Consider the following 24059-nt stretch of genomic DNA (forward strand, 5'->3'; position numbering starts at 1 on the left):
TCATCTTCCGCCGCTCTGACCGGCTGCATCCCTGCCCGATCCCTCTTCCTCCGACGCTCCTGTGGCGCTCGACCGACCGAGCGCTGCTCGGCGCGTTCGATCGAGCGCTGCTCGGCGCGTTCGATCGAGCGCTGCTGGCTCGATCCAAGGGGATCTCGAACCACGAGCCAACTCGGCGATCCGCCCAGGCGACATTCCCCTTGACGCTCCGATATTGAAAGCTATGTTCAATATCAATCCCACCCGTTACGTAGCCGGGGGTCTGCATGTACGTCTGCCTCTGCATGGGCGTCTGTGATCGAGAGATTCGTGAAGCGATGAGCGAGGGCGCCTGCTCTGTTTCGCAGGTCATGGAGTGCACGGGCGCCGGTACGCGGTGTGGCTCCTGTCGGCCGACGATCGCCGAGCTTGTCGGCGAGCGCGATGGCGCCTCGACGCCGCGTCGCCTGGTGATGGCGCCGGTCTCCAGCGCAGCTTGATCCTCCGGATTGACCGGCAACAGCCTCGATGCCCTGGTTTCCGTCGGAAGCGACGGCGGTGGCACCTATTTCCTTAGAAACTTCTTGCGCACCTCCACGGACCTCGCGCATTTGTGCGGGGCGCTGGCGTTCCAGCCAGCGTCCCCCCGCCCAACAGGGGCGGGGTCCGCACGACAGGCATGAGCGCGAGAGGGGTCCGATGAAGGGTGCAAAAGACGTCGTTGATGCGTTGAACGAGGTGCTTGCCGGAGAGCTCGTTGCGATCAACCAGTATTTTCTGCACGCGAAGATGTGTTCGCACTGGGGCTTCGTCACGCTCGCTGCGCACGGGCGCGCCGAGTCGATCGACGAGATGAAGCACGCCGATGCGATCATCGAGCGCATCCTCTTCCTCGATGGGCTGCCCAACCTGCAGCGCCTGGACACCCTGCACATCGGGCAGAGCGTGCCGGAGCAGCTCAAGAGCGATCTCGATCTCGAGTACCACGCGGTCAAGCGGCTCAACTCGGCGATCGCCCTCTGCCGCGACAAGGGGGATCGCACCAGCGAGGATCTCCTGGCCAAGATCCTCGAGTCCGAGGAGGAGCACATCGACTGGCTCGAGACACAAATCGGGCTGATCGAGAAGCTCGGCGAGACCGCCTACCTCGCCCAGCAGATCCGCGAGTAGGGTAGGGTGGGGGTCGTCCCTCGCGCAGGGAGCGTCCCCCGTGCACCTTCTGGCGGCGGAGGTCGTGCTTGACGTACGATGCTCTGGACGCATGTCCAAGGCGCCGCGGACGACCGTGCTCGCGCGCTTACGCGCCAGCGCGGCACGTCGGTCGTGATCGTCGCGCCGCGCTCGTTTCCCGGAGGAGGATGCGCGCGGCGGGGGAAATCCATGTCGAAGATTCTTGTCGTCGATGACCAGCGGAACATGCGGACCACGCTCGCGATGATGCTGCGTGGCGCCGGGTACGAGGTCGATGAAGCCGCGGACGGCAGCCAGGGCGCCGATCTGGGCGCCAAGGGGGCGTACGACGTCGTGCTCACCGACCTCCGGATGGGCGGCTTCGACGGGATCGGCGTCCTGCGCGCGGTGAAGGAGTCGAACGCGAACACGGAGGTCATCGTGATGACCGCGTACGGCACCATCGAGAGCGCGGTGGAGGCGATGCGGCTCGGCGCGTTCGACTACATCCAGAAGCCGTTCTCGGAGCAGGAGCTCCTCGTGAAGGTCGAGCGCGCGATCCAGAACCGGAAGCTCACCGGCGAGGTGCAGCTGCTCGCCAGCGAGTTCAAGGAGCGCTACCGGTTCGAGAACATCGTCGGCCGCTCGCAGGCCGTCCGCGAGGTGCTCGGCCGGATCGTCAAGGTCGCGCCGACCGACGCGACGGTGCTCATCACCGGCGAGAGCGGCACCGGCAAGGAGCTCGTCGCCAAGGCCATCCACGCCAACAGCAAGCGCGCCGACCGCCCGTTCGTGCCGGTCAACTGCGCCGCCATCAGCGAGACGCTCCTCGAGAGCGAGCTGTTCGGCCACGCGCGAGGCTCGTTCACGGGCGCGATCTCGGCGAGGAAAGGGCTGTTCGAGGAGGCCGACGGGGGCACGTTCTTCTTCGACGAGATCGCCGAGACCCCGCTCACCTTCCAGGCGAAGCTGCTCCGCGCGATCCAGGAGAACGAGATCCGCAGGGTAGGCGAGAACAAACCCATCAACGTCGACGTGCGCATCATCGCCGCGACGAACCAGGAGCTCCTGACCGCGGTGTCGGAGAAGCGGTTCCGCCAGGACCTCTACTACCGGCTGAACGTCGCGCGCTTCGTGCTCCCGCCGCTCCGCTCACGTCGTGAGGACATCCCGATCCTCTGGGAGTTCTTCCTGGAGAAGTACAACCGCAAGATGACCTGTCGCGCCCGCGCCGCCGACGGCGTCATCGAGGCGCTGACGCAGTACGATTTCCCCGGCAACATCCGCGAGCTCGAGAACATGGTCGAGCAGGCGGTGGCCCTCTCGGGCGGCGGCGTCATCAGCGTCGACGACGTACTGCCCGCCGCGATGCAGCCGAAGCGCGCGCCCGAAGCCGGCGGCAGGCTGCTCGCCGACGTCGTCGACTGCGCCGAGCGCCAGGCGATCGAGGCCGCGCTACGGGAGTGCGACGGCAGCCGGGAGCGCGCCGCCGAGGTGCTCGGGATCAGCGCGACCACGCTGTGGCGCAAGATGACCCGCCTGACGATCACGTATCCCCCGGGCTGAAACGGCGCCGGTCTGTCGAGCGCCTTCCTTCGCCCACCGGCCGGGCTCAGCAGCTCGCTTCCACGCGACACAGCGACCTCAGGCGGACCGTGCTCGATGGGCCGTGCTCCCTAGGCACCGCGACATGCTGCCCATCGAGCTCAGCCTGCATTCCTCCGTTCGGGCCGTATGGATGCGGCCGCTCGATCCGAGCAAACCACCTGACTCAGCAGCAAATCGAGGGAGGTAGCCCACGCGAGATTGCATCTTTGCAATGATGCAGCGTCGGGATTTGCCTTAGTGCAATGAGGCGCCTGATGTAGACTGTGCTCATCTGTTTCACTTTAGCGTCGGCAACCGCAACGCGTCGATTCGGGAACTTGGCCCGGTGATTGCTAGACAGGTAGGCGTATTGGATGGCGGCGATCGCCGCAGGAGGACGCTTAATGGCCCGCATGCTGATCGTGGACGGTGAGAATTCCCAGCGTCGCGCTCTTTCGGCAGGGCTAAGCGTCGAGGGGTTCGAGGTCGTGTTCGCCGCCTCGTTCCAGGATGCGCTGCTCACCCTCGGCTCGTCCCCGATCGATGTGGCGATGATCGATCTGATGATGCCGGACCTGAACGGCCTCGAGCTCGCGCGGCACATCCGGCATGCGTTCCCGAGGGTGCGGGTCGTGCTCTCCAGCGCGTATCACCTCTCCGCGCGCCAGGTCGAGCGCGCCGACTGCGGCGCGGTGGCCTTCGTCCCCAAGCCTTACCAGGTTGGCGAGATCTGTCGCTTCCTCCGCGCCAAGACGAACGTGCTCACGCCCGCGTCGTGCTAGTAGCGCGGCGTGCGCTGCGAGCTGCTCGACTACGAACTCCCTGAAGCGCTGATCGCTTCGCGGCCCCCCGAAGAGCGCGACGGAGCGAGGCTCCTCCTGGTCGATCGCGGCCGCAGAGCGGGCGAGGTGGAGCACGCGGCGATCCGCGAGCTCGACCGGTATATCGAGCGCGGCGCGCTCGTCATCGTCAACGACACGAAGGTCGTCCCCGCTCGTCTGTTCGGGAGGAAGCGCGGCACAGGCGGGCAGGTCGAGCTCTTCCTGCTGCACCGGCTGGACGGGGCGCCGGCCGGCGCGGAGGATCTCGGCGGAGGGCCGCAGGAGAGCGCGCCGCGGTCCGAGCGCTGGCGGGCGATGGGGCGCGCCTCCAAGCCGATACGCCCGGGATCGGTGCTCGATATCGAGCGCGACGGCGCGCTGGTCGCGGAGGTGCTGGAGCGCGCCGAGGACGGAGTGCTCACGGTGCAGCTCTCCTCGCCCGCGGGGCTGTCCGTCGCCGCTGCGATCGACGCGTACGGGCACGTCCCGCTCCCGCCCTACCTCGGCCGCGGCGACGACGCGTCCGATCGCGAGCGGTACCAGACCATCTTCGCCCGGGTCCCAGGAGCGGTCGCCGCGCCCACGGCGGGCCTCCACCTCTCGCCCGGCCTCGTCGAGCGGCTCCGCGCGAACGGGGTCGAGATCGCGAGCGTCACGCTGCACGTCGGCCTCGGCACGTTCCAGCCGGTCACGGTCGACGATCTCGACCTGCACCCGATGCACGCGGAGGTCTACTCGATCCCGGACGCGACCGCGGGCGCGATCGCGGGGGCGCGCGAGCGCGGCGCGCCGGTGATTGCGATCGGCACCACCGTGGTTCGCGCGCTGGAGTCGGCCGCCGATCCGGCCCGCGCAGGCCTCGTGCGGGCGCAGTCCGGGGAGACGCGCCTCCTCATCCAGCCGGGCTATCGGTTCCGCGTCGTCGACGCCCTGCTGACCAACTTCCACCTGCCGCGCTCGACGCTGCTCGCGCTGGTGTTCGCCTTCGCCGGCCGCGAGCGCACGCTCCTCGCGTACCGCGCGGCGATCGACGCCGGCTACCGCTTCTACTCGTATGGTGACGCCATGCTGATCCGGGGGGTGGACGCGCCATGAGCCGGACGCCTGGTTTCTCCTTCTCCGAGCTCGCGAGGGACGGGCATGCCCGGACGGGCGTGCTCTCCACGCCGCACGGCGACGTGCTGACCCCGACGTTCATGCCCGTCGGCACCCAGGGCAGCGTGAAGACGTTGACCCCCGCCGAGGTGGCCGCGACCGGCGCGAGGATCGTCCTCGGCAACACGTACCACCTGTGGCTCCGCCCTGGCCCCGAGCTCGTCGCGCAGCTCGGCGGTCTGCACGCGTTCACCCGCTGGCCGCACGCGATGCTCACGGACTCCGGGGGCTTCCAGGCCTTCTCGCTCGCCGAGCGGCGCACCCTCGTCGAGGACGGCTTCGTGTTCCGATCGCACCTCGACGGCGCTCGCAAGGCGCTCACGCCCGAGGTCGCGATGGAGGTGCAGGGGCTGCTCGGGGCCGACATCGCGATGCAGCTCGACGTGTGCCCGCCAGGGGGCGCGCCGCGCCCAGAGGTCGAGGAGGCGTGTCGCCTGACGACGCGCTGGGGGAAGCGCTGCCTCGCCGCGAAGCGCCCGAGCCAGGCGCTCTTCGGCATCGTGCAGGGCGGCACCTCGGTCGCGCTGCGCATGGCGCACGCCGATGAGCTCGGCGCCTTGCCGTTCGACGGGCTCGCCCTGGGCGGCTTCTCCGTGGGCGAGCCGATCGCGATGATGCACGAGGTCGTCGCCCAGATCGGGCCGCACCTCGACCCGACGCGCCCGCGCTACCTCATGGGCGTGGGGACGCCGCTCGACCTCGTGCACGCCATCGGCGCCGGGGTCGACATGTTCGACTGCGTGCTCCCCACCCGGAACGCGCGGAACGGGCAGGCGCTCACGCAGCACGGCAAGATCGTCATCAAGCAGGCCCGCTACAAAGAAGATCGTTCGCCGCTCGATCCGACCTGCGCTTGCCCGACCTGCGCCGGTGGATACAGCCGCGCGTACCTGAGGCACCTCTACATGGCCGGCGAGATCCTGGTGCTGCGCCTGCTGACGGAGCACAACCTCCACCTCTATGGCCGCCTGATGCGAGAAGCGCGCGCGGCGATCGCCGAGGGGAGGTACGCGGCGTTCGCTCGCGAGTGGCTCGGCGCGAGCGACGCCGGTAATGCAAACGACGCGAACGAGACGGTGGGCGCGACCGAGTAAGCCCGAGTAAGACCGAGTAAATGGAGTGACCCTACATCGTCGCCATGGCCTCTTCGATGCGTTCGCGGAGCGGGCGCAGCGGGCGCCGTCGCGCCGCCGGCGCATCGCCTGCGCTGCCCGGAGGGTTCCGGAGTAACATGGGCGGATGGTGAGCTCTCGCCTCTGGCGTCGGGACGCGCGCTCGGATCCGCGCGCATCGGGCGGCGTCCTGGCCGCGCTCGACCCGGCCGTATGCCCGAGCCGCCGGCGCACGAGCCCGAGCCGGTCGTGTCGGTCGGATGGCCGCCTTCGCGCGCGGGTCGCGTGCTTGCCCGCGCATTCCTCGTCCATTAGCCTTCGAACTCGGCCCGCGGAATGACGCAAGACGCCAACAAGAAGCCGCTCGGACGCATCCTCCTGCAGCAACGGGCGGTCACCCAGCCCCAGCTCGAACAGGCGCTCCTCGACGCGCGCGCGAAGGGGGTGCCCCTCGCCACGAACCTCATCGAGAGCGGCACCGTCTCCGAGGTCGCTGCGCTGAAGGCCCTCTCCGAGCAGAGCGGGGTTCCTGGCATCGATCTCAACCAGGTCTGCATCAAGCTGAGCGACCTCTCCATCCTCCCCCGCGAGATCGCCGCCAAGCACAAGCTCCTTCCCGTGCTCGTGCGCGAGGATCGCATCCTCGTGGCCATGGCCGCGCCCGCCGACAAGAAGGTGATCGACGAGCTCGAGTTCGTGACCGGCAAGCGCGTCTTCCCGTACATCGCGCTCGCGGGCCCCCTCGTGCGGACCATCGCGGCCGCCTACGACATGAAGGAGCAGGGCGAGCCGTTCTACGTGGGCGCCAAGTGCCCGCCCGAGGTGCTGAAGCGGGCCGGGCTCGGCTCCACGGCGTCGTCCGCCTCCGAGGCGCCGCCCGCGCCCCCGCCAGCCCCTGCGCAGCCCGCGCCGCGCCGGCCCGCGTCCGCCGTGCCCCCGGCGACGGTGGCCCAGGCCCCGGTGGCCCAGGCCCCTGCGGCGCCTGCTCCCAGCGCCGCCCCGCCGCCGCGGCCCGCGCCGGAGCGCCCGCGCGACGACGCGGAGATCTCTTTCGCCGATCTCACCGACGATCCGAGCCCGCCTGCTGCCCCGTCGCCGGCCCGCCTCTCCTCGGCGGGGCCGCCGCTCGTCGTCGACGACGCCATGCGGAGGGCGGCGGCGGCCGACGAGCTCACGGACACGGATTTCGGCACCGCAGACCGCGATCTCTCCGTCGTCGAGTCGCTCCCGGGCGCAGGCAAGGCGCCGCAGGGCGATCAGACGACGATCCTGGTCGTCGACGACGAGCCGGAGATCCGGAAGCTGCTCCGTCGCATCTTCGAGGAGCGTGGGTACCGCGTGGAGGAGGCCGATCGCGGGCTCCTCGCGCTGCGCATGGTCAAGGAGAATCCGCCCGACGTGATGATCCTCGACGCCATGCTGCCGGAGGTGCACGGCTTCGACATCGCCCGCCGCATGAAGGGCACCCAGCGCTACGGCCACATCCCGATCATCATGATCTCGGCCGTCTACCGCGGGTGGCGGTTCGCTGAGGACCTGAAGTCGAGCTACGGCGTGGAGGCCTACATCGAGAAGCCCTTCCGCGTCGCCGACGTCGTCGCCGCCGTGGAGAACGCGCTCCAGGCGCGCTCGATCCGCGGCGATCAGGACCGGATCTCGGCGGAGGCGGAGCGCCTCCTCGCCGCGGGGATCGCGGCGTATCGCGCGGGCGATTTCGACAAGGCCGTGCGGCACCTGCGCGAGGGCACGGCGATCGACCCGCTCGCGTACCGGCTGCACTTCCACCTCGGCCTGCTCTACGGCAAGCAGGGGCAGCTCTACGACGCCATCCAGGAGCTGGAGACGGCGCTGCACATCAACGGCAAGCACTTCCCCGCGCTGAAGAACCTCGCCGTGCTCTATCAGAAGGCCGGGTTCCGCAACAAAGCCATCGAGACCTGGGAGCGTGCGCTGGGCGTCGCCCCCGATGACCCGACGCGGCAATCGATCAAGGAGCACTTGCTCGGGCTGCTCTGACCGCCTACCCCATGTCGTCTGGGGCCAAGCTGTCGTAGACTGCGCCATTCCACCGGCAGGCGCGTCCTTGGATGAAATTCATCTGCGATAACTGCAAGGCCAAGTACCAGATCGGTGACGAGAAGGTCGCCGGCAAGATGGTGCGGATGCAGTGCCGGCGATGCGGGCACCTCATCCAGGTCAGCGCGAGCGTCACCGAGAGCTCCGTGGCGCGTGCTCTCCCGGTCGAGCCGCCGCGCGAGGCGGGCGACGATGCGCACGTCGCCCCTCCGAGCGACGAGGCGCCGGCGGCGGACGGGGGCGCGGCGAGCCCGTTGAAGCCGCCGCTGGCTTCGTCCCTGGGCCACGGCGCCGCGCCTGCGCCGCCCCGGCCGGCATCCCAGGCCCTGCCGCGCCCGGCGGGCGCTCCTCGACCTCCGGTCGCGCCGCGTGCCGTCCCCGGACCGGCGTCGAGCCCGCGTCCGGCGACCGCACCGCAGGCCTCCCCGGCAGCCCGTGCTGTCCAGCCGGCGCCCGCGGCGCCGGCTCGTTCCCCTGCGCCTGCCGCCAGGGCGGCGGAGCCCACGCCGCCGGCGGGGGCCGCCGGCGCGTTCACGCGCGCGATGTCCAATGACCGCCCGCTCGGGAAGGCGCCGGCCGTGCGCGCCACGGCGAGCGAGGACTGGTACGTCGGGGTCGGCGGCGTCCCGCTCGGCCCGGTGCGGCTCTCGGTCATTCGCGACAAGGCGCTTGCCGGCGCGGTGGACGGCGAGTCGCTCGTCTGGCGCGAGGGCTTCGATGAGTGGCAGCCCCTCAAGAACTTCCCGGAGCTGCTCGAGATCGTCACGCAGGCTCAGTCCACCCGCCTGTCCCCGCCCGCGCGCCGCATCAGCACCACGGGCTCCTCTGTCGGTCAGCTGCAGGCGTCGTCGGCGAAGGCGCCCTCCTCGTCGAGGGTCCCTGCGCTCGGGGGGGCCGCGCCCGCGCGCACGGCAACGCGCGAGCCGGAGCCTCCTGGCCTGAACGAGCAGGCCCCGGCGGTCGCCGCCTTCACCGCGGCGGGGACGCCCGCTGTGTCGGCCCCGCTGCCCGCGCCGGTCGCGTCGGCTACGTCCGTTGCGTCCGTTACGCGCGTCACCCCGGTTGCGCCAGCAGCGAGCGCGCCGGCCGCATGGCCAGGAGCGCCGGCAGGCGCCGGGCGGACCCACGCCGCGGGCGCTGCGCCGGTGGAGGTGCTCGCCGATCCCTTCGCGGCCGATCGGACGGCCCCCGTCGCGTTCGCGCCCGGACCCGAGCTGGCCGCGTCCGCCTCGACCGAGCTCGCTCGCGGGGCCGGCGGCCTGGCCGCGGGCGGGTCGCCCTCTGCGGCGGCGCCCACGGGTGGCCTGGCCGCTGGGGGTGCGCGCTCTGCGACGGCGCCAGCAGGCGGAAGGCTGACCGCGGGGGGCTCGTCCGCCGCGCCGGCAGGGGCCCTCTCCGCCGCGGAGCCCGCACCTCTGGTGGCCACGCCTGGCAGCCTGGTGGAGACGGTCGCGCCAAGGCGGAGATCGGGCATGAGCCCGCTCGCATACGCCTTCATCGCCATGGCCGCGGCGTTCGGTGGCGTCTCCGCTTTCGTCCTGCTCTCCCCGAAGCCGCAGCCCGTGCAGATCGTGACCGCCCCCCCGCCGCAGAGCCAGCCGGCCGATTTGCCCACGGCGGCCCCGCCGCCGCCGCCGACCGTCGAGCCGGACGCACCTGCACCGGCCGAGACGGCTTCCGCCCGGCCAGATGTCGCTTCGACGGGCAAGGCGGGCGGCGTCGCGAGCCAGCGCCCTCCGCCGGACAAGCCGGTCGCTCCATCGGCCTCTGCTCAGCTCGACCGGTCCGGGTTCGGCGCTGGGGTCCCCGGCCCCTCGTCAGGGCCGGGCAGCCAGGGGGCCGGCGCCGGTTTGACCCCGCTTTCCCAAGGGGAGATCTCCGGCGTCGTCGAGTCGAACCGCCCCAGCGTCCGCCGCCACTGCTGGCAGCCCGCCCTCGACGCGCGCGCCAGCAACGCGGCCAGCACCGCCAGGGTCTCCGCTTCGGTGGTCATCGCCGCGTCGGGCGCCGTCCAGTCCGTCTCGGCCGGCGGATCGGAGAAGGATTACCCCGGCCTGTCGAGCTGCATCGCCTCCCGGATCAAGTCCTGGCGGTTCCCTCCTTCCTCGGGTTCCACCCCCGTAACGATTCCGTTCGTCTTCGCCGCGCAGTAAGCCCGCTGCTCAGCAAGGATGCACCCCCGCGGAGCGAAGGCCGCTCGATCGGGCGCTTCGCTTTACGTCTGCCCAGGCAGGCGGTAATCGACGCGCTCATGGCAGAGCGCAAAGTCCGAATCCTCGTGGCGAAGCCCGGCCTGGACGGCCACGACCGCGGCGCCAAGGTGGTCGCCAGGGCACTCCGCGATGCGGGCTTCGAGGTGGTCTACACGGGCCTGCACCAGACCCCCGACATGATCGCCTCCGCCGCGGTGCAGGAGGACGTCGACGCGGTGGGGCTGTCGATCATGTCCGGAGCGCACAACACCCTCTTCCCCGCGGTTATCGAAGCGCTCCGGAGCCGCGGGGCCGAGGACATCGTGGTGTTCGGTGGGGGCATCATCCCGGACGAGGACATCGCGCGGCTCCAGAACGCCGGCGTGAAGGGCGTCTTCACCCCCGGGACCACCCTGAAGAGCATCGTGGAGTGGGTCCAGACCAACGTGACCCCCCACAGCTGACCGCCGCCGCGGCGCGCCTCCCCACTCTCCCCCACCGCGGCGCGCCTCCCCACTCTCCCCACCGCGCGCCTCCCTCGCCCGGTTTCCCCCAGAGCCACACGCTCGCTGAACCCGTCCGGTAACCCGGCTACGCACCCGTTCGCCCGACCGCGAATCGACGTGCTCAGGGCGGCGATCCGTCTTGCTTGCTTTCCGTCTTGCCAGCGTCTGCCCGACGCGTTCCAGCCCACCTCCGAGCGGCTCCCCACTTCCTCCCACGGCACTTCCCGCGAGCCATTTGTCGATAAATCGCGCTGTTTTATGGGGTATGACCTTGAGGGTTTATGTCCTACATAGGTGGCGGATGAGGTCCAGAAATCTCCCAAACTGTTGACACTCGGCACCTCACTCCGTAGCGTGGCGGAGCTTCGTGGGAAGAAGTGGCAGAGAATGTCACGACGCGGCGTGCGCCCGGTGGAGCAACGCGTCGCCAACCCCTCGGCGGGACGGACCAGCCGGAGCTGGGGTCGATGAGCACGATGTTTCGCGGTCACTTCGAGCACGCGATCGACGCGAAGGGGCGCACGAGCCTCCCTTCGCGCTTTCGCGACGTGCTCGCGGCCGCGAACGACCTGCGGATGGTCATCACCCCGGCCCTCTTCGACCCCTGCCTGCACGCGTATCCGATGAAGGCCTGGGAAGAGCTGGAGGCGAAAATTGCAGCACTTCCGCAATTCGATTCGAACGTGGTCGCCTTCCGGCGCCGTTACCTGTCCGCGGCCGTCGAGTGTGACCTTGACAAGCAGGGCCGGATCCTCATCCCGCCGTCTCTCCGCGAGCACGCGGACCTCACGAAGGACGTGCTGTGGGCGGGCATGGGCCAGACGATCGAGCTCTGGTCGCAGGAGCGGTGGAAGGCCGCTCAGCAGATGAGCGAGGTCGAGCTTCAGAGCTTCAAGAACGCAATCGCGGAGCAGTTCCGCCTATGAACGTCGTCAATGTAGTCCCCATGCACCTGCCTCCTCCGCCGCCGCGCCCGCGCGCCGAGCAGCACGTCTCCGTCCTCGGCCGCGAGGTGCTCGCCGCGCTCTCGCCGAGCAGCGAGGGCGTCTACGTCGACGCCACCCTCGGCGCCGGCGGCCACACCGCGACGATCCTCGAGACGCCGGGCGCCCGGGTCATCGGCATCGATCGCGACGAGCGCGCCCTCGCCATCGCGCGCGCCCGGCTCGCCCGCGCGGGGGATCGGGTGACCTACGTTCACGGCGAGTTCTCCGAGATCGAGCGGCACCTCGCGGCCCTCGGCGTGCCGCAGGTGGACGGCCTCGTCGCCGACATCGGCGTGAGCTCCATGCAGCTCGACGACCCGGCCCGCGGCATGAGCTTCCGCGCGGAGGGGCCGCTCGACATGCGGATGGACCCGAGCCGCGGCGAGACGGCGCTCGAGCTCATCGAGCGGCTCAGCGACGAGGAGCTCGCGGACCTCATCTACCGCTACGGCGAGGAGCGCCGCAGCCGGCGGGTCGCGCGCTGCATCAAGCAGGCGGCCGACAGCGGCGAGCTCGTGACGACGCTCGACCTGCGGCGCGCCGTGGTGCGCGCCGTCGGGCCGGCGCGCATCGGCGGCGTCGATCCGGCGACGCGCACGTTCCAGGCGCTGCGCATCGCGGTGAACGGTGAGCTCGACCAGCTCGAGGCGCTGCTCGAGGCGGCGCCCAGGATCATCGCGCCGGGCGGCGTGCTCGCCGTGATCTCGTTCCACTCGCTGGAGGACCGCATCGTCAAGCGCGCGCTGCGCGAGCCGGAGGTCTGGGAGCCGCTGACGAAGAAGCCGGTGACCGCGGGCGACGACGAGGTCGCCGACAACCCGAGGGCCCGCAGCGCAAAGCTCCGCGCCGCGAGGCGCGTAAGCGGGGCGGAGGCGCTCGCGTGACGCAGCAGCGTCCGTTCCTCATCTTGTGGACGCTCGCGGTGGCCGCGACGGTGGCGGCGTTCATCGTGCACCTCGCGCTGCGAGGGCGCACGGTCGACCTGGGATACAAGCTCGGGCGAGCGCGCGCCGAGCAGGCGCGGCTGCGCGAGGTGAAGCGGGTGCTCTCGCTCGAGGCGGCCAGCTACGAGACGCCGCAGCGCGTGGAGATGGTCGCCCGCTCGCTGCTCGGCATGACGCCGCCCCCGCCCGAGCGCGTGATCCCGGTGCGGGGCTACTCCGCGCCGCCCGGCGAGCGCGAGCCCGAAGGCGAGGAGCCCGGCCGCGCGCCGCCGAGCGGAGGGCAGCCGTGAAGAACCTCGATCCCCGGCGCGCGCGGTGGATTCGCATCCGCATGGGGCTGCTCTGCGGCCTCATGGCGCTCGGCCTGGGCGGCGTCGTGTCCGGCGCCTACCGCATCGAGGTCGAGGACGGGGACGCGTGGTACGACCTCGCCGAGCGGCAGCGCCAGCGGCGGCTCCACATCACGCCGAAGCGCGGCACCATCTACGACCGGAACGGCGCGCCGCTCGCGGAGAGCGTGGAGGTGCCCAGCGTCTCCGTGGACGCGGTCGAGATGCTCCGCGGCATCGAGGAGAAGTACGTCCCGATGCGGATCCAGCAGTACGCGGAGCGCATCGCGCAGGCGCTCTCGCTGCCGCTCGAGGAGGTCGTGGAGAAGCTCGGCCGGCGGCGCCGCTTCGCCTGGCTCAAGCGCCGCATCTCCGAGCAGGAGGTCGAGAACGTCCGCGCGCTCGGGGACAGGACGCAGCGCTACCCGGTGCGCGGGCTCGTGATCGAGGGCGAGGGGCGCCGCTTCTACCCGAACCGCGAGCTCGCCGGCCCGCTGCTCGGCTTCGTCGCCACCGACGGCGAGGGCAAGGAGGGGATCGAGCTCAGCCTGGAGCACGAGCTCCGCGGCAACGCGTCCGAGGTGCGCGGGCTCCGCGATCGCTCGGGCCGGCTCATCTTCTCGGAGGGGATCGAGGATGAGCAGGCGCTCGCCGGGCACAACGTCCACCTGACGATCGACAAGGGCATCCAGTTCACCGCCGAGCGCGAGCTCGAGGCGGCGATGAAGACCTACGAGGCGCTCGGCGGATCGATCGTGGTCGTCGATCCGGAGAGCGGCGAGATCCTCGCCATGGCGAGCGCTCCGGGCTTCAACCCGAACGACTACTCGCAGAGCGATCCAGGGTCCCGGCGCAACCGCTGCGTCGTCGATCGCTTCGAGCCCGGCTCCACGATGAAGGTGTTCGCCATCGCGAGCGCGATCGCGGCGAAGAGCGTCTCCCCCAGCGCGACCATCTACTGCGAGGAGGGGAACATGGCGATCGACAACGTCGTGATCCACGACACGCACATTCACAAGTGGCTGACGGTGCCGCAGATCCTCGCCCAGTCGTCCAACATCGGCACGGCGAAGATCGCGCTCGGGCTCGGCGAGCAGCGGCTCTACGAGGGCTTCCGGCGGTTCGGCTTCGGGGACCTGACCGGCGTGCCGCTGCCGGGCGAGTCCGTGGGCGTGCTGCGGCCGCGCGGCCGCCCGTGGGTCCAGGTCGAGACGGCGGCGGCCTCGTTCGGGCAGGGGATCAGCGTGACCACGCTCCAGCTGGCGATGGCCACGGCGGCGGTCGCCAACCACGGGCGGCTGCTCGAGCCGATCCTGATCAAGCGGGTCACCGACGGCACGGGCGTCACGCTGTCGGAGCCGTCGCCGCGCGTGCGCCGCGACGCGGTGCCGGCGCCGATCGCGCGGATGATGTCGGAGATGCTCGTCGCGGTGACGGAGGGGGACGGGACCGGCGTCGAGGCCGCGATCCCGGGGTTCCGCGTCGCGGGGAAGACGGCCACCGCGCAGAAGATCGATCCCGCGACGGGCAAGTACACCGACACCCACTACGTGGCGTCGTTCGTCGGGTTCGTCCCGGCCGAGCGGCCTCGGATCGCCATCGCGGTGGTGCTCGATGAGCCGATGGGCGGCACGTACGCCGGCGGCTCGGTCGCGGCGCCCGTCTTCCGTCGGATCGGTGAGATGGCGCTGCGCTACCTGGGCGTTACCCCGCGCGGGAGCGTGCCGATGAAGCTGTCGGAGATCAGCGAGCAGTCCGGAGAGGACCTCGCGGCGAGCACCTATCAGGTGCTGAGCGAGGCGCGCGCCGCGGCCGCGCCGATCTCGACGGGGGTGGTCACGCCGTCCGCGCCGCTCAAGGCGGGGGAGCTGCGCGTCCCCGATCTGACGGGGCTGCCGCAGCGCGAGGCCGTGAAGAGCGCCGCTGCGCTCGGGCTCGATCCGAGCGTCGAGGGCACGGGGCGGCTCGCGCGCCAGGAGCCTCCGCCCGGGACCGTGCTGCCCAAGGGAGCGCCCCTGAAGCTCATCTTCGAGCCCCCCACATGACGGAGCACGATCACAAGGAAGCCAGCCTGGCCGAGGTCGAGCTCGCGCTCCGCCTCGGCGACGTGCTGCTCGAGATCCCGGGCGCCGCGCTCTCTCCGGCGGGCGCCGCGGACATGGTCGTGACGGGCGTGCACCTCGACTCGCGCAAGGTGAGGCAGGGGGACATCTTCGTCGCGCGCGCGGGCGCGCGCGACCACGGCGAGCGCTTCATCCCCGAGGCCGTGGCGCGCGGCGCGCGGGCGGTGATCGTCGCCCGCGGGAGCGCGGCCGACACGCTCGGCGCCGCGCGCGTCGAGGTCCCCGACGTGCCGCTCGCGCTCGCTCAGGCCGCCGCCGTGGTCTACGGACACCCGACCTTCACGCTCGAGGTCGTCGGCATCACCGGTACGAACGGCAAGACGACGACGGCCCACCTCGTCCAGGCCTGCATCGATCGGTGCGGCGGTCAGGCCGGGATCGTCGGGACGCTCGGCTACCGCTTCGGCGATCTCGATGTCCACGCCTCGCACACGAGCCCCGAGGCGGACGAGCTCGCCCGCGTCGCCGCCGCGATGGTCGCCCGCGGCGCGACGCACCTCGTGATGGAGGTGTCATCGATCGCGCTCGCGGCGAAGCGCGTCGATGCGGTCCGGTTCCGGATCGCCGTCTTCACGAACCTCACGCAGGATCACCTCGACTACCACGGCACGATGGAGGCGTACGCGGCGGCGAAGGCGCGCCTGTTCGTGGATCTCGGCCCCGGCGCCGCGGTCATCAACGTCGACGATCCCTTCGGGCGGCAGCTCGTCGAGATGCTCGCCCCCGGCGGGCTCTCGCGCCCGACGGCGGCGACGCTCGCGCGCTACTCGGCGGAGGTGGGCGTGGGCCCGGACGCCGCGGAGATCGCCCCCGTCGAGCTCGCGCACAGCGCGAGCGGCACGTTCATCCGCGCCCGCACGCCCGTCGGCGAGGTCACCATCCGCTCCCACCTGCTCGGCGCCCACAACGCGTCGAACCTGCTCGCCGCCCTCGCCGTGGCCTACCTGCTCGGGTTCGACGTCGGTGACGCCGCCGCGGCGCTCTCGTCTCCGATCCAGGTCGCGGGCCGCCTGGAGCGCTGCGATACCCCCGGCGCCGACGATGTGATCGTGCTCGTCGACTACGCGCACACGCCGGACGCGCTCGCCCGCGTGCTCGCGAGCGTGCGTGCCCTCGGCGGCGGGCGCGTCCTCTGCGTCTTCGGGTGCGGCGGCGACCGCGATCCGCTGAAGCGGCCGCAGATGGGCGAGGCGGTCGGCCGCGCCGCCGACGTCGCCATCGTCACCAACGACAACCCGCGGAGCGAGGACCCGCGCGCGATCGCCGACGCCATCCTGCCGGGGCTCGCCGCCGGGCGCGCGCGCGTCGTCGTCGAGCTCGATCGAGCGCGCGCGATCGAGCGCGCGGTGCTCGACGCCGAGCCGGGGGACGTGGTCCTCATCGCCGGCAAGGGCCACGAGCCGTACCAGATCATCGGCGGCGTCACGCTGCCGTTCGACGATCGCGACGAGGCGCGGCGCGCGCTCGCCGCGCGCCGCGCGCGCTCCCTTGACGAGCGGCCGTCGCACGGAGGTGCGGGGTGATCTACGAGCTCTTCTATCCGCTCAAGTTCCACTACGGCTGGCTGAGCTGGCTCAACGTCCTCCGCTACATCCCGTTCCGCACGATCATGGCGACGATCACCGCCATGGTGCTGACGTTCGTGCTCGCGCCGTGGTTCATCCGCGAGCTCCGGCGGAAGCAGATCGGGCAGGTGGTCCGCGCCGAGGGGCCGGAGACGCACAAGATCAAGGCGGGCACGCCGACGATGGGCGGCGCGCTCATCCTGCTCTCCCTGCTGCTCCCCACCGTGCTGTGGGCCGACCTCAGGAACCCCTTCGTCCTCGCGACGACGGCCGTCACCGCGGGCTACGGCGTCATCGGCTACCTGGACGACTTCCTCAAGATCAAGCGGCGGAGCAGCGGGGGCCTGCCCGGGCGCTACAAGCTCATCGGCCAGGTGCTGATCGGCGGCGCGGCCGTGGCCTACACGTTCCTGCTCGCGTCCAAGCTCCCGCCGGACTGGGCGGAGATCAGGACGCGGCTCGCGATCCCGTTCGTCGCGTTCTCGAAGTACCCGATCGAGCTGCCGCTCTACGTCTACATCCCGTTCGCCGTCTTCGTCGTGGTTGCCACGTCGAACGCCGTGAACCTCACCGACGGCCTCGACGGCCTCGCGATCGGCCCGGTGATCATCAACGCGGGGACCTACCTCATCCTCGCGTACATCGTCGGCGCCTCCATCGCGAGCTTCTCGCTCGCGGCCTACCTCGACATCCCGGCGATCGCGTCGGCCGGCGAGCTGTCGGTGTACTGCGGCTCGGTCATCGGCGCGGGGATCGGGTTCCTCTGGTACAACACGTACCCCGCCCAGGTCTTCATGGGGGACGTCGGGTCGCTCGCCCTCGGAGGCGGGCTCGGGATGCTCGCCGTCTTCACCAAGAACGAGCTCCTGTCGATCATCCTCGGGGGGATCTTCTTCATCGAGACGGTCAGCGTCATCACGCAGGTCCTCTCGTTCAAGCTCACCGGCAAGCGCGTCTTCTTGATGGCGCCGATCCACCACCACTACGAGAAGAAGGGGTGGGCGGAGCCCAAGATCATCGTCCGCTTCTGGATCATCTCCATCCTCCTGGCGCTGGTGTCCCTGGCGTCGATGAAGCTGCGGTGAGGGCATGATGGACGTCCGCGGGCGAACAGTGATCGTCGTGGGTCTCGGCCGGAGCGGCGTCGCGGCCGCGCGCCTCCTGAACGCGCGCGGCGCGCGCGTGATCGCGAACGACGGCGCGCCGCGCGAGCGGCTCTCCGCCGCGGCCGTGGCCCTCGAGGGCGAGGGCGTCGTCCTCGCGCCGGGAGGGCACGATCCGGCGCTGTTCGACGGCGCCGACCTCGTGGTCGTCTCGCCGGGCGTGCCGTCGTTCCCTGCGCTCGACGCCGTCGCTCGCTCCGGGCGCGAGGTCATCGGCGAGCTCGAGCTCGCGTCGCGCTTCGTGTCGGCGCCCGTCGTGCTCGTCGGCGGGACCAACGGCAAGAGCACGACGACGGCGCTCACGGGCGCGATGCTCGAGCGGGCCGGCCTCCGCACGTTCGTCGGCGGCAATTTCGGGACCCCCCTCGCCGAGGTCGTCGACCAGACGTGGGACGTGCTCGTCCTCGAGATCTCGAGCTTCCAGGCGGAGCGCGTGCCGACGCTGCACGCGCGCGCCCACGCGCTGCTGAACATCACGGACGATCACCTCGATCGCTACGCGAGCTTCGCGGCGTACGCCGACGCGAAGGGCAACCCGTTCGAGCGCATGACGCCCGACGACGTGGCGGTCGTCCCCTTCGGCGACGAGCTCGTCGCCCGACAGGCGGCGCGCGGGCGCGCCCGCGTCGTGACGTTCAGCGCGCGCGACGCCCGCGCGGACGTGAGCGCCGCGGGGGGCGCGATCGTCGATCGCGTCGCCGGCGCCCGCTACCCGCTGGATCGCGTGCGGCTCGCGGGCGCGCACAACCTCGCGAACGCCTGCGCCTCCGTCGCGCTCGCCGCCGCGCTCGGCGCCCCCGCGGCGGCGATCGGCGACGCGCTCTCGGGCTTCGAGGGGCTCGCGCACCGGACCGCGCTCGTCGCGGACGTCGACGGGGTCCGCTATTACGACGACTCGAAGGGGACCAACGTCGGCGCCTCCGTCGCCGCGCTCTCCGGCCTGATCGAGGCGAAGGCCGTCCTGATCGCGGGCGGGCGCGACAAGCTCGGCGACTACGCCCCGCTCGTGTCCGCGCTGCGCGAGCGGGGGCGCGCCCTCGTCGTCCTCGGCGAGGCCGCGGACCGCATCGCCGCAGCGGCCGCCGGCGTCCTGCCGATCGCGCGGGCGGGCTCGATGGCGGAGGCGGTCCTCGCCGCGCGCTCCCTTGCCCGGCCGGGCGACGCGGTGCTGCTCAGCCCCGCGTGCTCCAGCTTCGATATGTTCCGCGACTACAAGGACCGCGGCGACGCCTTCGTCCGCGCGGTCCGCGAGCTCCAGGGAGTTGGCGGCGGGGCCGCCGGGGAGGTGGCGTCGTGACGTCGTGGAGCAGCGCGTTCGGCGCGCGCGCCGACGCACCCAAGAACCGGCACGTCGGTCCCCCCGACCAGGAGAAGGCGGCGCCGGGCGGGATCGCGGCGGCCGCCGAGGCCTTCTGGAAGGTGCGATCGAGCCCGTCGGGCCCGGTCGACGCCCTCCTCGCGGCGGTCGTCACGGCGCTCATCGGCTTCGGCGTGGTGATGGTCTACAGCGCCAGCGCCGTCGAGGCGACGGTCCGCTACAAGGACGCGCAGTTCTTCCTCAAGCGTCAGGCGGTCTACGCGGTCCTTTCGATCGCCACGATGTGGATCACGAGCCGCATCGATCACCGCCGCCTCAAGGTCCTCACGTACCCGGTGCTCATCACCGTCACCGGGATGCTCGTCGCCTGCGTGGCGGGGCTCGGCCACAAGGCCGGCAACGCCTACCGCTGGATCTCGCTCGGCCCTGTCCACGTGCAGCCGGCCGAGGTGGCGAAGCTCGCGATCGTGCTCTGGCTCGCCTACTCGCTGTCGAAGAAGGCCGAGCGCATCAAGTCGTTCTCGGTCGGCTTCCTCCCGCACCTCCTCGTCGTCGGGCTCTTGATGCTCCTCTGCCTCAAGCAGCCCGACTTCGGAAGCGCGGTCGTGCTGCTCTTCCTGACCTTCACGCTGCTGTTCGTGGCGGGCGCGCGCGTCCCGTACATCGCCGCGTTCTCCATGCTGCTGGCGTTCGCCGGCGCCGCGCTCGTTCGCTTCAGCGGGTACCGCTACGCGCGCTACCTCGCGTGGATCGACATGGACAACAACCGCGCGGACCTCGCCTACCAGCCGTTCCAGTCGGTCATGAGCTTCGGCTCGGGCGGGCTCTTCGGCCTCGGCCTCGGGCGAGGGCTGCAGGTGCTCTACCTGCCGGAGGCGCACACCGATTTCGTGTCCGCGATCGTCGGCGAAGAGCTCGGCTTCGTCGGCATCGTCGGTCTGTGCGCGGCATACCTCGTCATCGTCTCGCGGGGCGTGAAGATCGCCCTCGAGGCGGCCGACGACTACGGCAGCTTCATGGCGTTCGGCATCGCGACGCTCTTCGGGGTGCAGGCGATGACGAACCTCGCCGTCGCGATGGCGATCCTCCCCACGAAGGGGCTCACGTTGCCGTTCCTCAGCTATGGCGGCTCCTCGTTGCTCGTGAACGCCGCGGCCGCGGGCATCCTGCTCAGCATCAGCCGATCGCGGACCGTCGTGGCCCCCGAGAAGCGCGGCGAGGCGGGCGCTTCGCCCGTCCCGCACGCGCCGAGCGCGTCGGCCGTGGTCGCCGCGTCGGCCGAGGAGGGCGGCGCATGGTGACCGTGCTCATCGCCGGAGGCGGCACCGGCGGCCACGTCTTCCCGATGATCGCCGTGGGCGACGCCGTCCGCGCTGCGGCGCCCGACGCGCGCGTCGTCTACGTCGGCACCGCGCGCGGCATCGAGGTGCGCGTGATGGGCGAGCGCGGCGACAACCTCGAGCTGCTCCACGTCCTGCCGCTCCGCGGGGGCGGCCTCTCCGGCTTCGTGCGCGGCGCTGCCCGCGCGGGCAGCGTCCTCCCGGAGGCGAGGCGGCTCGTCGAGCGGCTCGACGCCCGCGTGGCGCTCTCGCTCGGCGGGTACGCCGGCGGACCGGTCTCGCTCGCTGCCCGCTCGCTCGGCGTTCCGGTCGCGATCCTGGAGCCGAACAGCGTCCTCGGACTGTCGAACCGGCTGCTCGCGCCCATCGTCGATCGCGCGTACGTCGCCTTCCCGGAGACGGCGCGCGCGCTGCGCCCGAGCACCGTGCGCCTCTTCGGCGTCCCCCTCCGGCGCGCCTTCGCCCGCGCCCCGTACGCGCCGCGCGAAGGCGCGCTCCGCCTGCTGGTTCTCGGCGGCAGCCAGGGCGCGCTGGCGCTGAACGACGTCGTCCCTCGCGCGATCGCGCGAGGCCGCGAGCGCGGCGTCGACCTCGAGGTGGTGCACCAGACGGGCAGGGATCGCGAGGCCGCGGTCCGTTCGCTCTACGCCGAGCTCGGCCTGGCAGGGCGCGCGCGCGTCGTCCCGTTCATCGACGACGTGGCGGAGGCGCTCGCCGCGGCCGACGTCGTGATCGCCCGCGCGGGCGCGTCGACGCTCGCCGAGCTCTGCGCTGTCGGGCGCCCATCAATCCTGATTCCGTACCCCTTCGCGGCCGACAACCACCAGCTGAGGAACGCGCAATCCCTCGAGCGGGCCTCCGCCGCGGTCGCGATCGCCCAGGGCGACGCCACCGAGATGCGCCTCGCCGACGAGATCGCCCGGCTCGCGGCCGCGCCGGCGCTCCGGGCCCGCATGGCGGACGCGGCGGCGGCCCTCGCCACGCGGGATGCCGCGGCGCGCGTCGCCGCCGATCTGCTCGAGCTCGCGCGGGCTCCGCGCCACCGCGCGCTGCGCTTCCCCACCCTCGGAGGGCGCGCGGCGCGCGCTGGCGAGGCGCAGCGCGGCGCCGTGACGAACCAGGCCGCGCCGCTCCGCGCTGGCCTCGGCTGGGAGGAGGCAGGCTGATGTTCCGCGGTCGCGTTCGCCACGTCCATTTCGTCGGCATCGGGGGCGTCGGGATGAGCGGCCTCGCCGAGATCCTGCGCTCGCTCGAGTTCGAGGTCTCCGGCTCGGATCTCAAGGAGAGCTCGACGACGCGGCGGCTCACGTCGCTCGGCGTCCGGATCGACATCGGCCACCGCGCGGAGAACGTCCGCGGCGTCGATGTCGTCGTGTACTCGAGCGCCATCCGCCCCGAGAACCCCGAGCTCACCGAGGCGCGCGCGCTCGGCACCCCGGTGATCGGGCGCGCGGAGATGCTCGCCGAGCTGATGCGCGTGAAGTACGGCGTCGCGATCGCGGGCTCGCACGGCAAGACCACCACGACCTCCCTGGTCGCCACGGTCCTGCGCGCCGCCGGCCTCGATCCCACCGTCGTCGTCGGCGGCAAGATGGCGGCGCTCGGCACGAACGCGCGGCTCGGCGCCGGTGACCTGCTCGTCGCCGAGGCCGACGAGAGCGACGGATCGTTCCTGCGGCTCACCCCGACGATCGCGGTCGTCACCAACATCGACCCCGAGCACCTCGATCACTACGGCACGCACGAGCGCATCAAGGACGCCTTCGTCGAGTTCGCCGCGCGCGTCCCGTTCTACGGGCTCGCCGTGCTCTGCCTCGACCACCCGCACGTCCAGGATCTGCTCCCGCGCATCCCGCGCCGCCACGTCACGTACGGCGTCTCGCCGCAGTCGGACTACTCGGCGCGCGGCATCCAGTTCCGCGGCCTCGAGACGAGCTTCAACGCGTACCGCCGAGGGGAGCCGCTCGGCGGGTTCACGGTGAAGATGCCGGGCGCGCACAACGTCCTCAACTGCCTCGCCACCATCGCGGTCGCGGACGAGCTCGAGGTGCCGCTCGACGTCACCAAGCAGGCGCTGGCCACGTTCGGCGGCGTCGCTCGCCGCTTCACCGTCGTCGGGTCGATCGGGGGCGTCACGATGATCGACGACTACGGCCACCACCCGGCCGAGATCCGCGCCACCATCGACGCGGCCCGCCGGGCGTTCCCCGGCGAGGATCACCGCGTCGTCGTGGCCTTCCAGCCGCACCGGCACACCCGCACGCGCGATCTCTTCGACGAGTTCACGCGCGCCTTCAACCAGGCCGACGTCCTGCTCGTCACGGACATCTACGCCGCGGGCGAGCCGCCGATCCCCGGCGTCACCGCGGAGCGCCTCGTCCAGTCGATCCGGGAGCATGGCCACCACGACGCGCGCTTCATCGCCGACAAGGCCGACCTCCCGGAGGCCCTCGAGAAGATCGCCCGGCCCGGCGACGTCGTCATCGCGCTCGGGGCGGGCGACGTGAACGCGTGCGTGCGAGGGCTCAAGGCGCGGCTCGAGGCGAAGTCGCCGCCGCAGGAGGGCAGCTCATGACCGAGCGTCCCAGCGCGCCCCCGCCGAACCGCCGCCGCTCGCTGCCGTCGGTGCCCGCGGCGCCGCCGGTCCGGGCGGCCTCGCGCGGCTCGAAGCCCGAGCCCGTGGCGGCGGTGCCGCCGAAGAACGAGCGCGTGCGCGCGTCGACCCCGTCGTCGCACGAGTCGCCGGCCCCGCCCGCGACGAGCGTTTCCGTGCGCCCGCCGCGCGCGATCGACCGCGGAGAGCGCGCCGCCGAGGGCGCGCCCTCGGCGGCGCGCTCCCCGCGGCCGATCGCGCGCCACCTCCGCGCCCTGCAGCTGCTCGCGGGCGCCGCCGTCGTGCTCGTCGCCTCGACCGCCGTCGCGTGGGGCGCGCGCCGCTACATCGTGTCGAGCCCTCGCTTCGCCGTGCGCACGGTGCTCGTCGACGGCGTCCAGCGCCGGACCGCTGAGCAGGTGGCCAGCTCCGGCGGCATCGAGGTGGGCAAGAACATCTTCACGCTCGATCTCGAGCTCGCCGGCGCCTCGATCGCCACCGACCCCTGGATCGAGAAGGCGACGGTCACGCGCAGGCTCCCCTCGACGATCCACGTCGACGTCGTCGAGCGGGAGGCGCAGGCCCTGGTCGCGATCGGCGGCGATCTCTACCTCGCGACGCGCGACGGCGAGCTCTTCAAGGAGCTCGCTGGCGACGACCCCGTCGACCTCCCGATCGTCACGGGGATCACCGGCGAACAGGTGGCGCGGGATCGCCCCGGCGTCGTCATCGCGGTCCGGCGCCTGCTCGACGTGGTCGAGGACCTGGAGCGCGCCGGCGTCGCGCGCCGCTATCCGACCCAGGAGCTCCACGTCGAGCGGGACGGGTCGATCGTCGTCACCATCGGAAAGGAGGCGATCTCGCTCCACCTCGGGCAGCCGCCCTACCGGGACAAGGTCGCCCAGGCGTCGCGGGTGCTCACCGAGCTCGCCCAGCGAAAGGCGAACGCGTCGGTGATCTTCCTCGACAACGACGCGCACCCCGAGCGCGTCGTGGTGAGGATGAGATGAGCGCCGTCGGGCCCGCTCTCCGCGCCGGCGATCGCCGAGCAAAACTTGGCCGGTGCTGCTGGCTCATGGCAGCGTCGTGCCCGCCTTACA

Annotated in this window: 20 protein-coding genes; all 20 read left to right on the top strand. The window is 71.8% G+C overall.

All coding sequences use genetic code 11. The features are described 5' to 3' along the window. Positions 1 to 266: 266 nt before the first annotated feature. Positions 267 to 479: a (2Fe-2S)-binding protein gene (locus WMF12_RS08610; RefSeq protein WP_012234282.1), complete on the top strand. Its 213-nt coding sequence runs from the start codon at positions 267 to 269 to the stop codon at positions 477 to 479. Positions 480 to 678: 199 nt separating this feature from the next. Then, positions 679 to 1149 (top strand): bacterioferritin, encoded by a 471-nt coding sequence (gene bfr, locus WMF12_RS08615; protein WP_012234283.1) that lies wholly within the window; start codon positions 679 to 681, stop codon positions 1147 to 1149. 210 nt (positions 1150 to 1359) lie between these two features. Then, positions 1360 to 2715: a sigma-54-dependent transcriptional regulator gene (locus tag WMF12_RS08620; protein ID WP_437869935.1), complete on the top strand. Its 1356-nt coding sequence runs from the start codon at positions 1360 to 1362 to the stop codon at positions 2713 to 2715. Between the two features lie 395 nt (positions 2716 to 3110). Beyond that, complete coding sequence (locus WMF12_RS08625) at positions 3111 to 3518, top strand: response regulator (protein WP_437745121.1); 408 nt, start codon at positions 3111 to 3113, stop codon at positions 3516 to 3518. A gap of 9 nt (positions 3519 to 3527) precedes the next feature. Beyond that, positions 3528 to 4652, top strand: coding sequence for a tRNA preQ1(34) S-adenosylmethionine ribosyltransferase-isomerase QueA (queA, locus tag WMF12_RS08630; protein WP_437869936.1), 1125 nt, complete (start codon positions 3528 to 3530; stop codon positions 4650 to 4652). Then, positions 4649 to 5806 (top strand): tRNA guanosine(34) transglycosylase Tgt, encoded by a 1158-nt coding sequence (gene tgt / locus WMF12_RS08635; RefSeq protein ID WP_437869937.1) that lies wholly within the window; start codon positions 4649 to 4651, stop codon positions 5804 to 5806. Before queA ends, tgt begins: the two co-directional genes overlap by 4 nt. A 354-nt stretch (positions 5807 to 6160) precedes the next feature. Beyond that, entirely contained in the window at positions 6161 to 7840 is a 1680-nt protein-coding gene (locus WMF12_RS08640; protein WP_437869938.1) for a response regulator, read from the top strand. 71 nt (positions 7841 to 7911) lie between these two features. Continuing rightward, a complete protein-coding gene (locus WMF12_RS08645; protein ID WP_437869939.1) occupies positions 7912 to 10053 on the top strand; it encodes a GYF domain-containing protein in 2142 nt (713 codons plus the stop codon). 98 nt (positions 10054 to 10151) lie between these two features. After that, positions 10152 to 10556, top strand: a complete 405-nt coding sequence (locus tag WMF12_RS08650) for a cobalamin B12-binding domain-containing protein (RefSeq protein WP_012234290.1) — start codon at positions 10152 to 10154, stop codon at positions 10554 to 10556. A 509-nt stretch (positions 10557 to 11065) separates the two neighbouring features. After that, positions 11066 to 11524 carry a division/cell wall cluster transcriptional repressor MraZ gene (mraZ, locus tag WMF12_RS08655; RefSeq protein WP_012234291.1) on the top strand — a complete coding sequence of 153 codons (459 nt, stop codon included), beginning with the start codon at positions 11066 to 11068 and terminating at the stop codon, positions 11522 to 11524. Next, complete coding sequence (gene rsmH / locus WMF12_RS08660) at positions 11521 to 12468, top strand: 16S rRNA (cytosine(1402)-N(4))-methyltransferase RsmH (protein ID WP_437869940.1); 948 nt, start codon at positions 11521 to 11523, stop codon at positions 12466 to 12468. Before mraZ ends, rsmH begins: the two co-directional genes overlap by 4 nt. After that, on the top strand, positions 12465 to 12818 hold the full coding sequence (locus WMF12_RS08665; RefSeq protein ID WP_437745128.1) for a hypothetical protein: 354 nt from the start codon (positions 12465 to 12467) through the stop codon (positions 12816 to 12818). Before rsmH ends, WMF12_RS08665 begins: the two co-directional genes overlap by 4 nt. Beyond that, entirely contained in the window at positions 12815 to 14902 is a 2088-nt protein-coding gene (locus tag WMF12_RS08670) for a penicillin-binding protein (RefSeq protein ID WP_437869941.1), read from the top strand. Before WMF12_RS08665 ends, WMF12_RS08670 begins: the two co-directional genes overlap by 4 nt. Next, entirely contained in the window at positions 14899 to 16503 is a 1605-nt protein-coding gene (locus WMF12_RS08675; protein WP_437869942.1) for a UDP-N-acetylmuramoyl-L-alanyl-D-glutamate--2,6-diaminopimelate ligase, read from the top strand. The genes WMF12_RS08670 and WMF12_RS08675 overlap by 4 nt, the downstream gene beginning before the upstream one ends. Further along, positions 16500 to 17630: a phospho-N-acetylmuramoyl-pentapeptide-transferase gene (mraY, locus tag WMF12_RS08680; RefSeq protein WP_437745131.1), complete on the top strand. Its 1131-nt coding sequence runs from the start codon at positions 16500 to 16502 to the stop codon at positions 17628 to 17630. Before WMF12_RS08675 ends, mraY begins: the two co-directional genes overlap by 4 nt. 4 nt (positions 17631 to 17634) lie before the next feature. Next, positions 17635 to 19005 carry a UDP-N-acetylmuramoyl-L-alanine--D-glutamate ligase gene (gene murD / locus WMF12_RS08685; protein WP_437869943.1) on the top strand — a complete coding sequence of 457 codons (1371 nt, stop codon included), beginning with the start codon at positions 17635 to 17637 and terminating at the stop codon, positions 19003 to 19005. Further along, positions 19002 to 20327, top strand: coding sequence for a putative lipid II flippase FtsW (gene ftsW / locus WMF12_RS08690; RefSeq protein ID WP_437869944.1), 1326 nt, complete (start codon positions 19002 to 19004; stop codon positions 20325 to 20327). Before murD ends, ftsW begins: the two co-directional genes overlap by 4 nt. Beyond that, on the top strand, positions 20321 to 21532 hold the full coding sequence (gene murG / locus WMF12_RS08695; RefSeq protein ID WP_437869945.1) for an undecaprenyldiphospho-muramoylpentapeptide beta-N-acetylglucosaminyltransferase: 1212 nt from the start codon (positions 20321 to 20323) through the stop codon (positions 21530 to 21532). The genes ftsW and murG overlap by 7 nt, the downstream gene beginning before the upstream one ends. Continuing rightward, positions 21532 to 22941 carry a UDP-N-acetylmuramate--L-alanine ligase gene (murC, locus tag WMF12_RS08700; protein ID WP_437716583.1) on the top strand — a complete coding sequence of 470 codons (1410 nt, stop codon included), beginning with the start codon at positions 21532 to 21534 and terminating at the stop codon, positions 22939 to 22941. Before murG ends, murC begins: the two co-directional genes overlap by 1 nt. Further along, entirely contained in the window at positions 22938 to 23969 is a 1032-nt protein-coding gene (locus tag WMF12_RS08705; RefSeq protein WP_437869946.1) for an FtsQ-type POTRA domain-containing protein, read from the top strand. Before murC ends, WMF12_RS08705 begins: the two co-directional genes overlap by 4 nt. Positions 23970 to 24059: the final 90 nt, after the last annotated feature.

The organism is Sorangium sp. So ce363 (genome assembly GCF_051520435.1).
In the GTDB taxonomy this organism is placed as follows: domain Bacteria; phylum Myxococcota_A; class Polyangia; order Polyangiales; family Polyangiaceae; genus Sorangium; species Sorangium cellulosum_B.

Coding starts and splice junctions, on each gene's coding strand:
- murG (WP_437869945.1), top strand. CDS start 20,321: ATGGTGACCGTGCTCATCGCCGGAGGCGGCACCGGCGGCCACGTCTTC.
- murD (WP_437869943.1), top strand. CDS start 17,635: ATGATGGACGTCCGCGGGCGAACAGTGATCGTCGTGGGTCTCGGCCGG.
- WMF12_RS08705 (WP_437869946.1), top strand. CDS start 22,938: ATGACCGAGCGTCCCAGCGCGCCCCCGCCGAACCGCCGCCGCTCGCTG.
- WMF12_RS08675 (WP_437869942.1), top strand. CDS start 14,899: ATGACGGAGCACGATCACAAGGAAGCCAGCCTGGCCGAGGTCGAGCTC.
- rsmH (WP_437869940.1), top strand. CDS start 11,521: ATGAACGTCGTCAATGTAGTCCCCATGCACCTGCCTCCTCCGCCGCCG.
- WMF12_RS08610 (WP_012234282.1), top strand. CDS start 267: ATGTACGTCTGCCTCTGCATGGGCGTCTGTGATCGAGAGATTCGTGAA.
- WMF12_RS08640 (WP_437869938.1), top strand. CDS start 6,161: ATGACGCAAGACGCCAACAAGAAGCCGCTCGGACGCATCCTCCTGCAG.
- murC (WP_437716583.1), top strand. CDS start 21,532: ATGTTCCGCGGTCGCGTTCGCCACGTCCATTTCGTCGGCATCGGGGGC.
- bfr (WP_012234283.1), top strand. CDS start 679: ATGAAGGGTGCAAAAGACGTCGTTGATGCGTTGAACGAGGTGCTTGCC.
- WMF12_RS08645 (WP_437869939.1), top strand. CDS start 7,912: ATGAAATTCATCTGCGATAACTGCAAGGCCAAGTACCAGATCGGTGAC.
- mraZ (WP_012234291.1), top strand. CDS start 11,066: ATGAGCACGATGTTTCGCGGTCACTTCGAGCACGCGATCGACGCGAAG.
- WMF12_RS08620 (WP_437869935.1), top strand. CDS start 1,360: ATGTCGAAGATTCTTGTCGTCGATGACCAGCGGAACATGCGGACCACG.
- WMF12_RS08625 (WP_437745121.1), top strand. CDS start 3,111: ATGGCGGCGATCGCCGCAGGAGGACGCTTAATGGCCCGCATGCTGATC.
- WMF12_RS08650 (WP_012234290.1), top strand. CDS start 10,152: ATGGCAGAGCGCAAAGTCCGAATCCTCGTGGCGAAGCCCGGCCTGGAC.
- tgt (WP_437869937.1), top strand. CDS start 4,649: ATGAGCCGGACGCCTGGTTTCTCCTTCTCCGAGCTCGCGAGGGACGGG.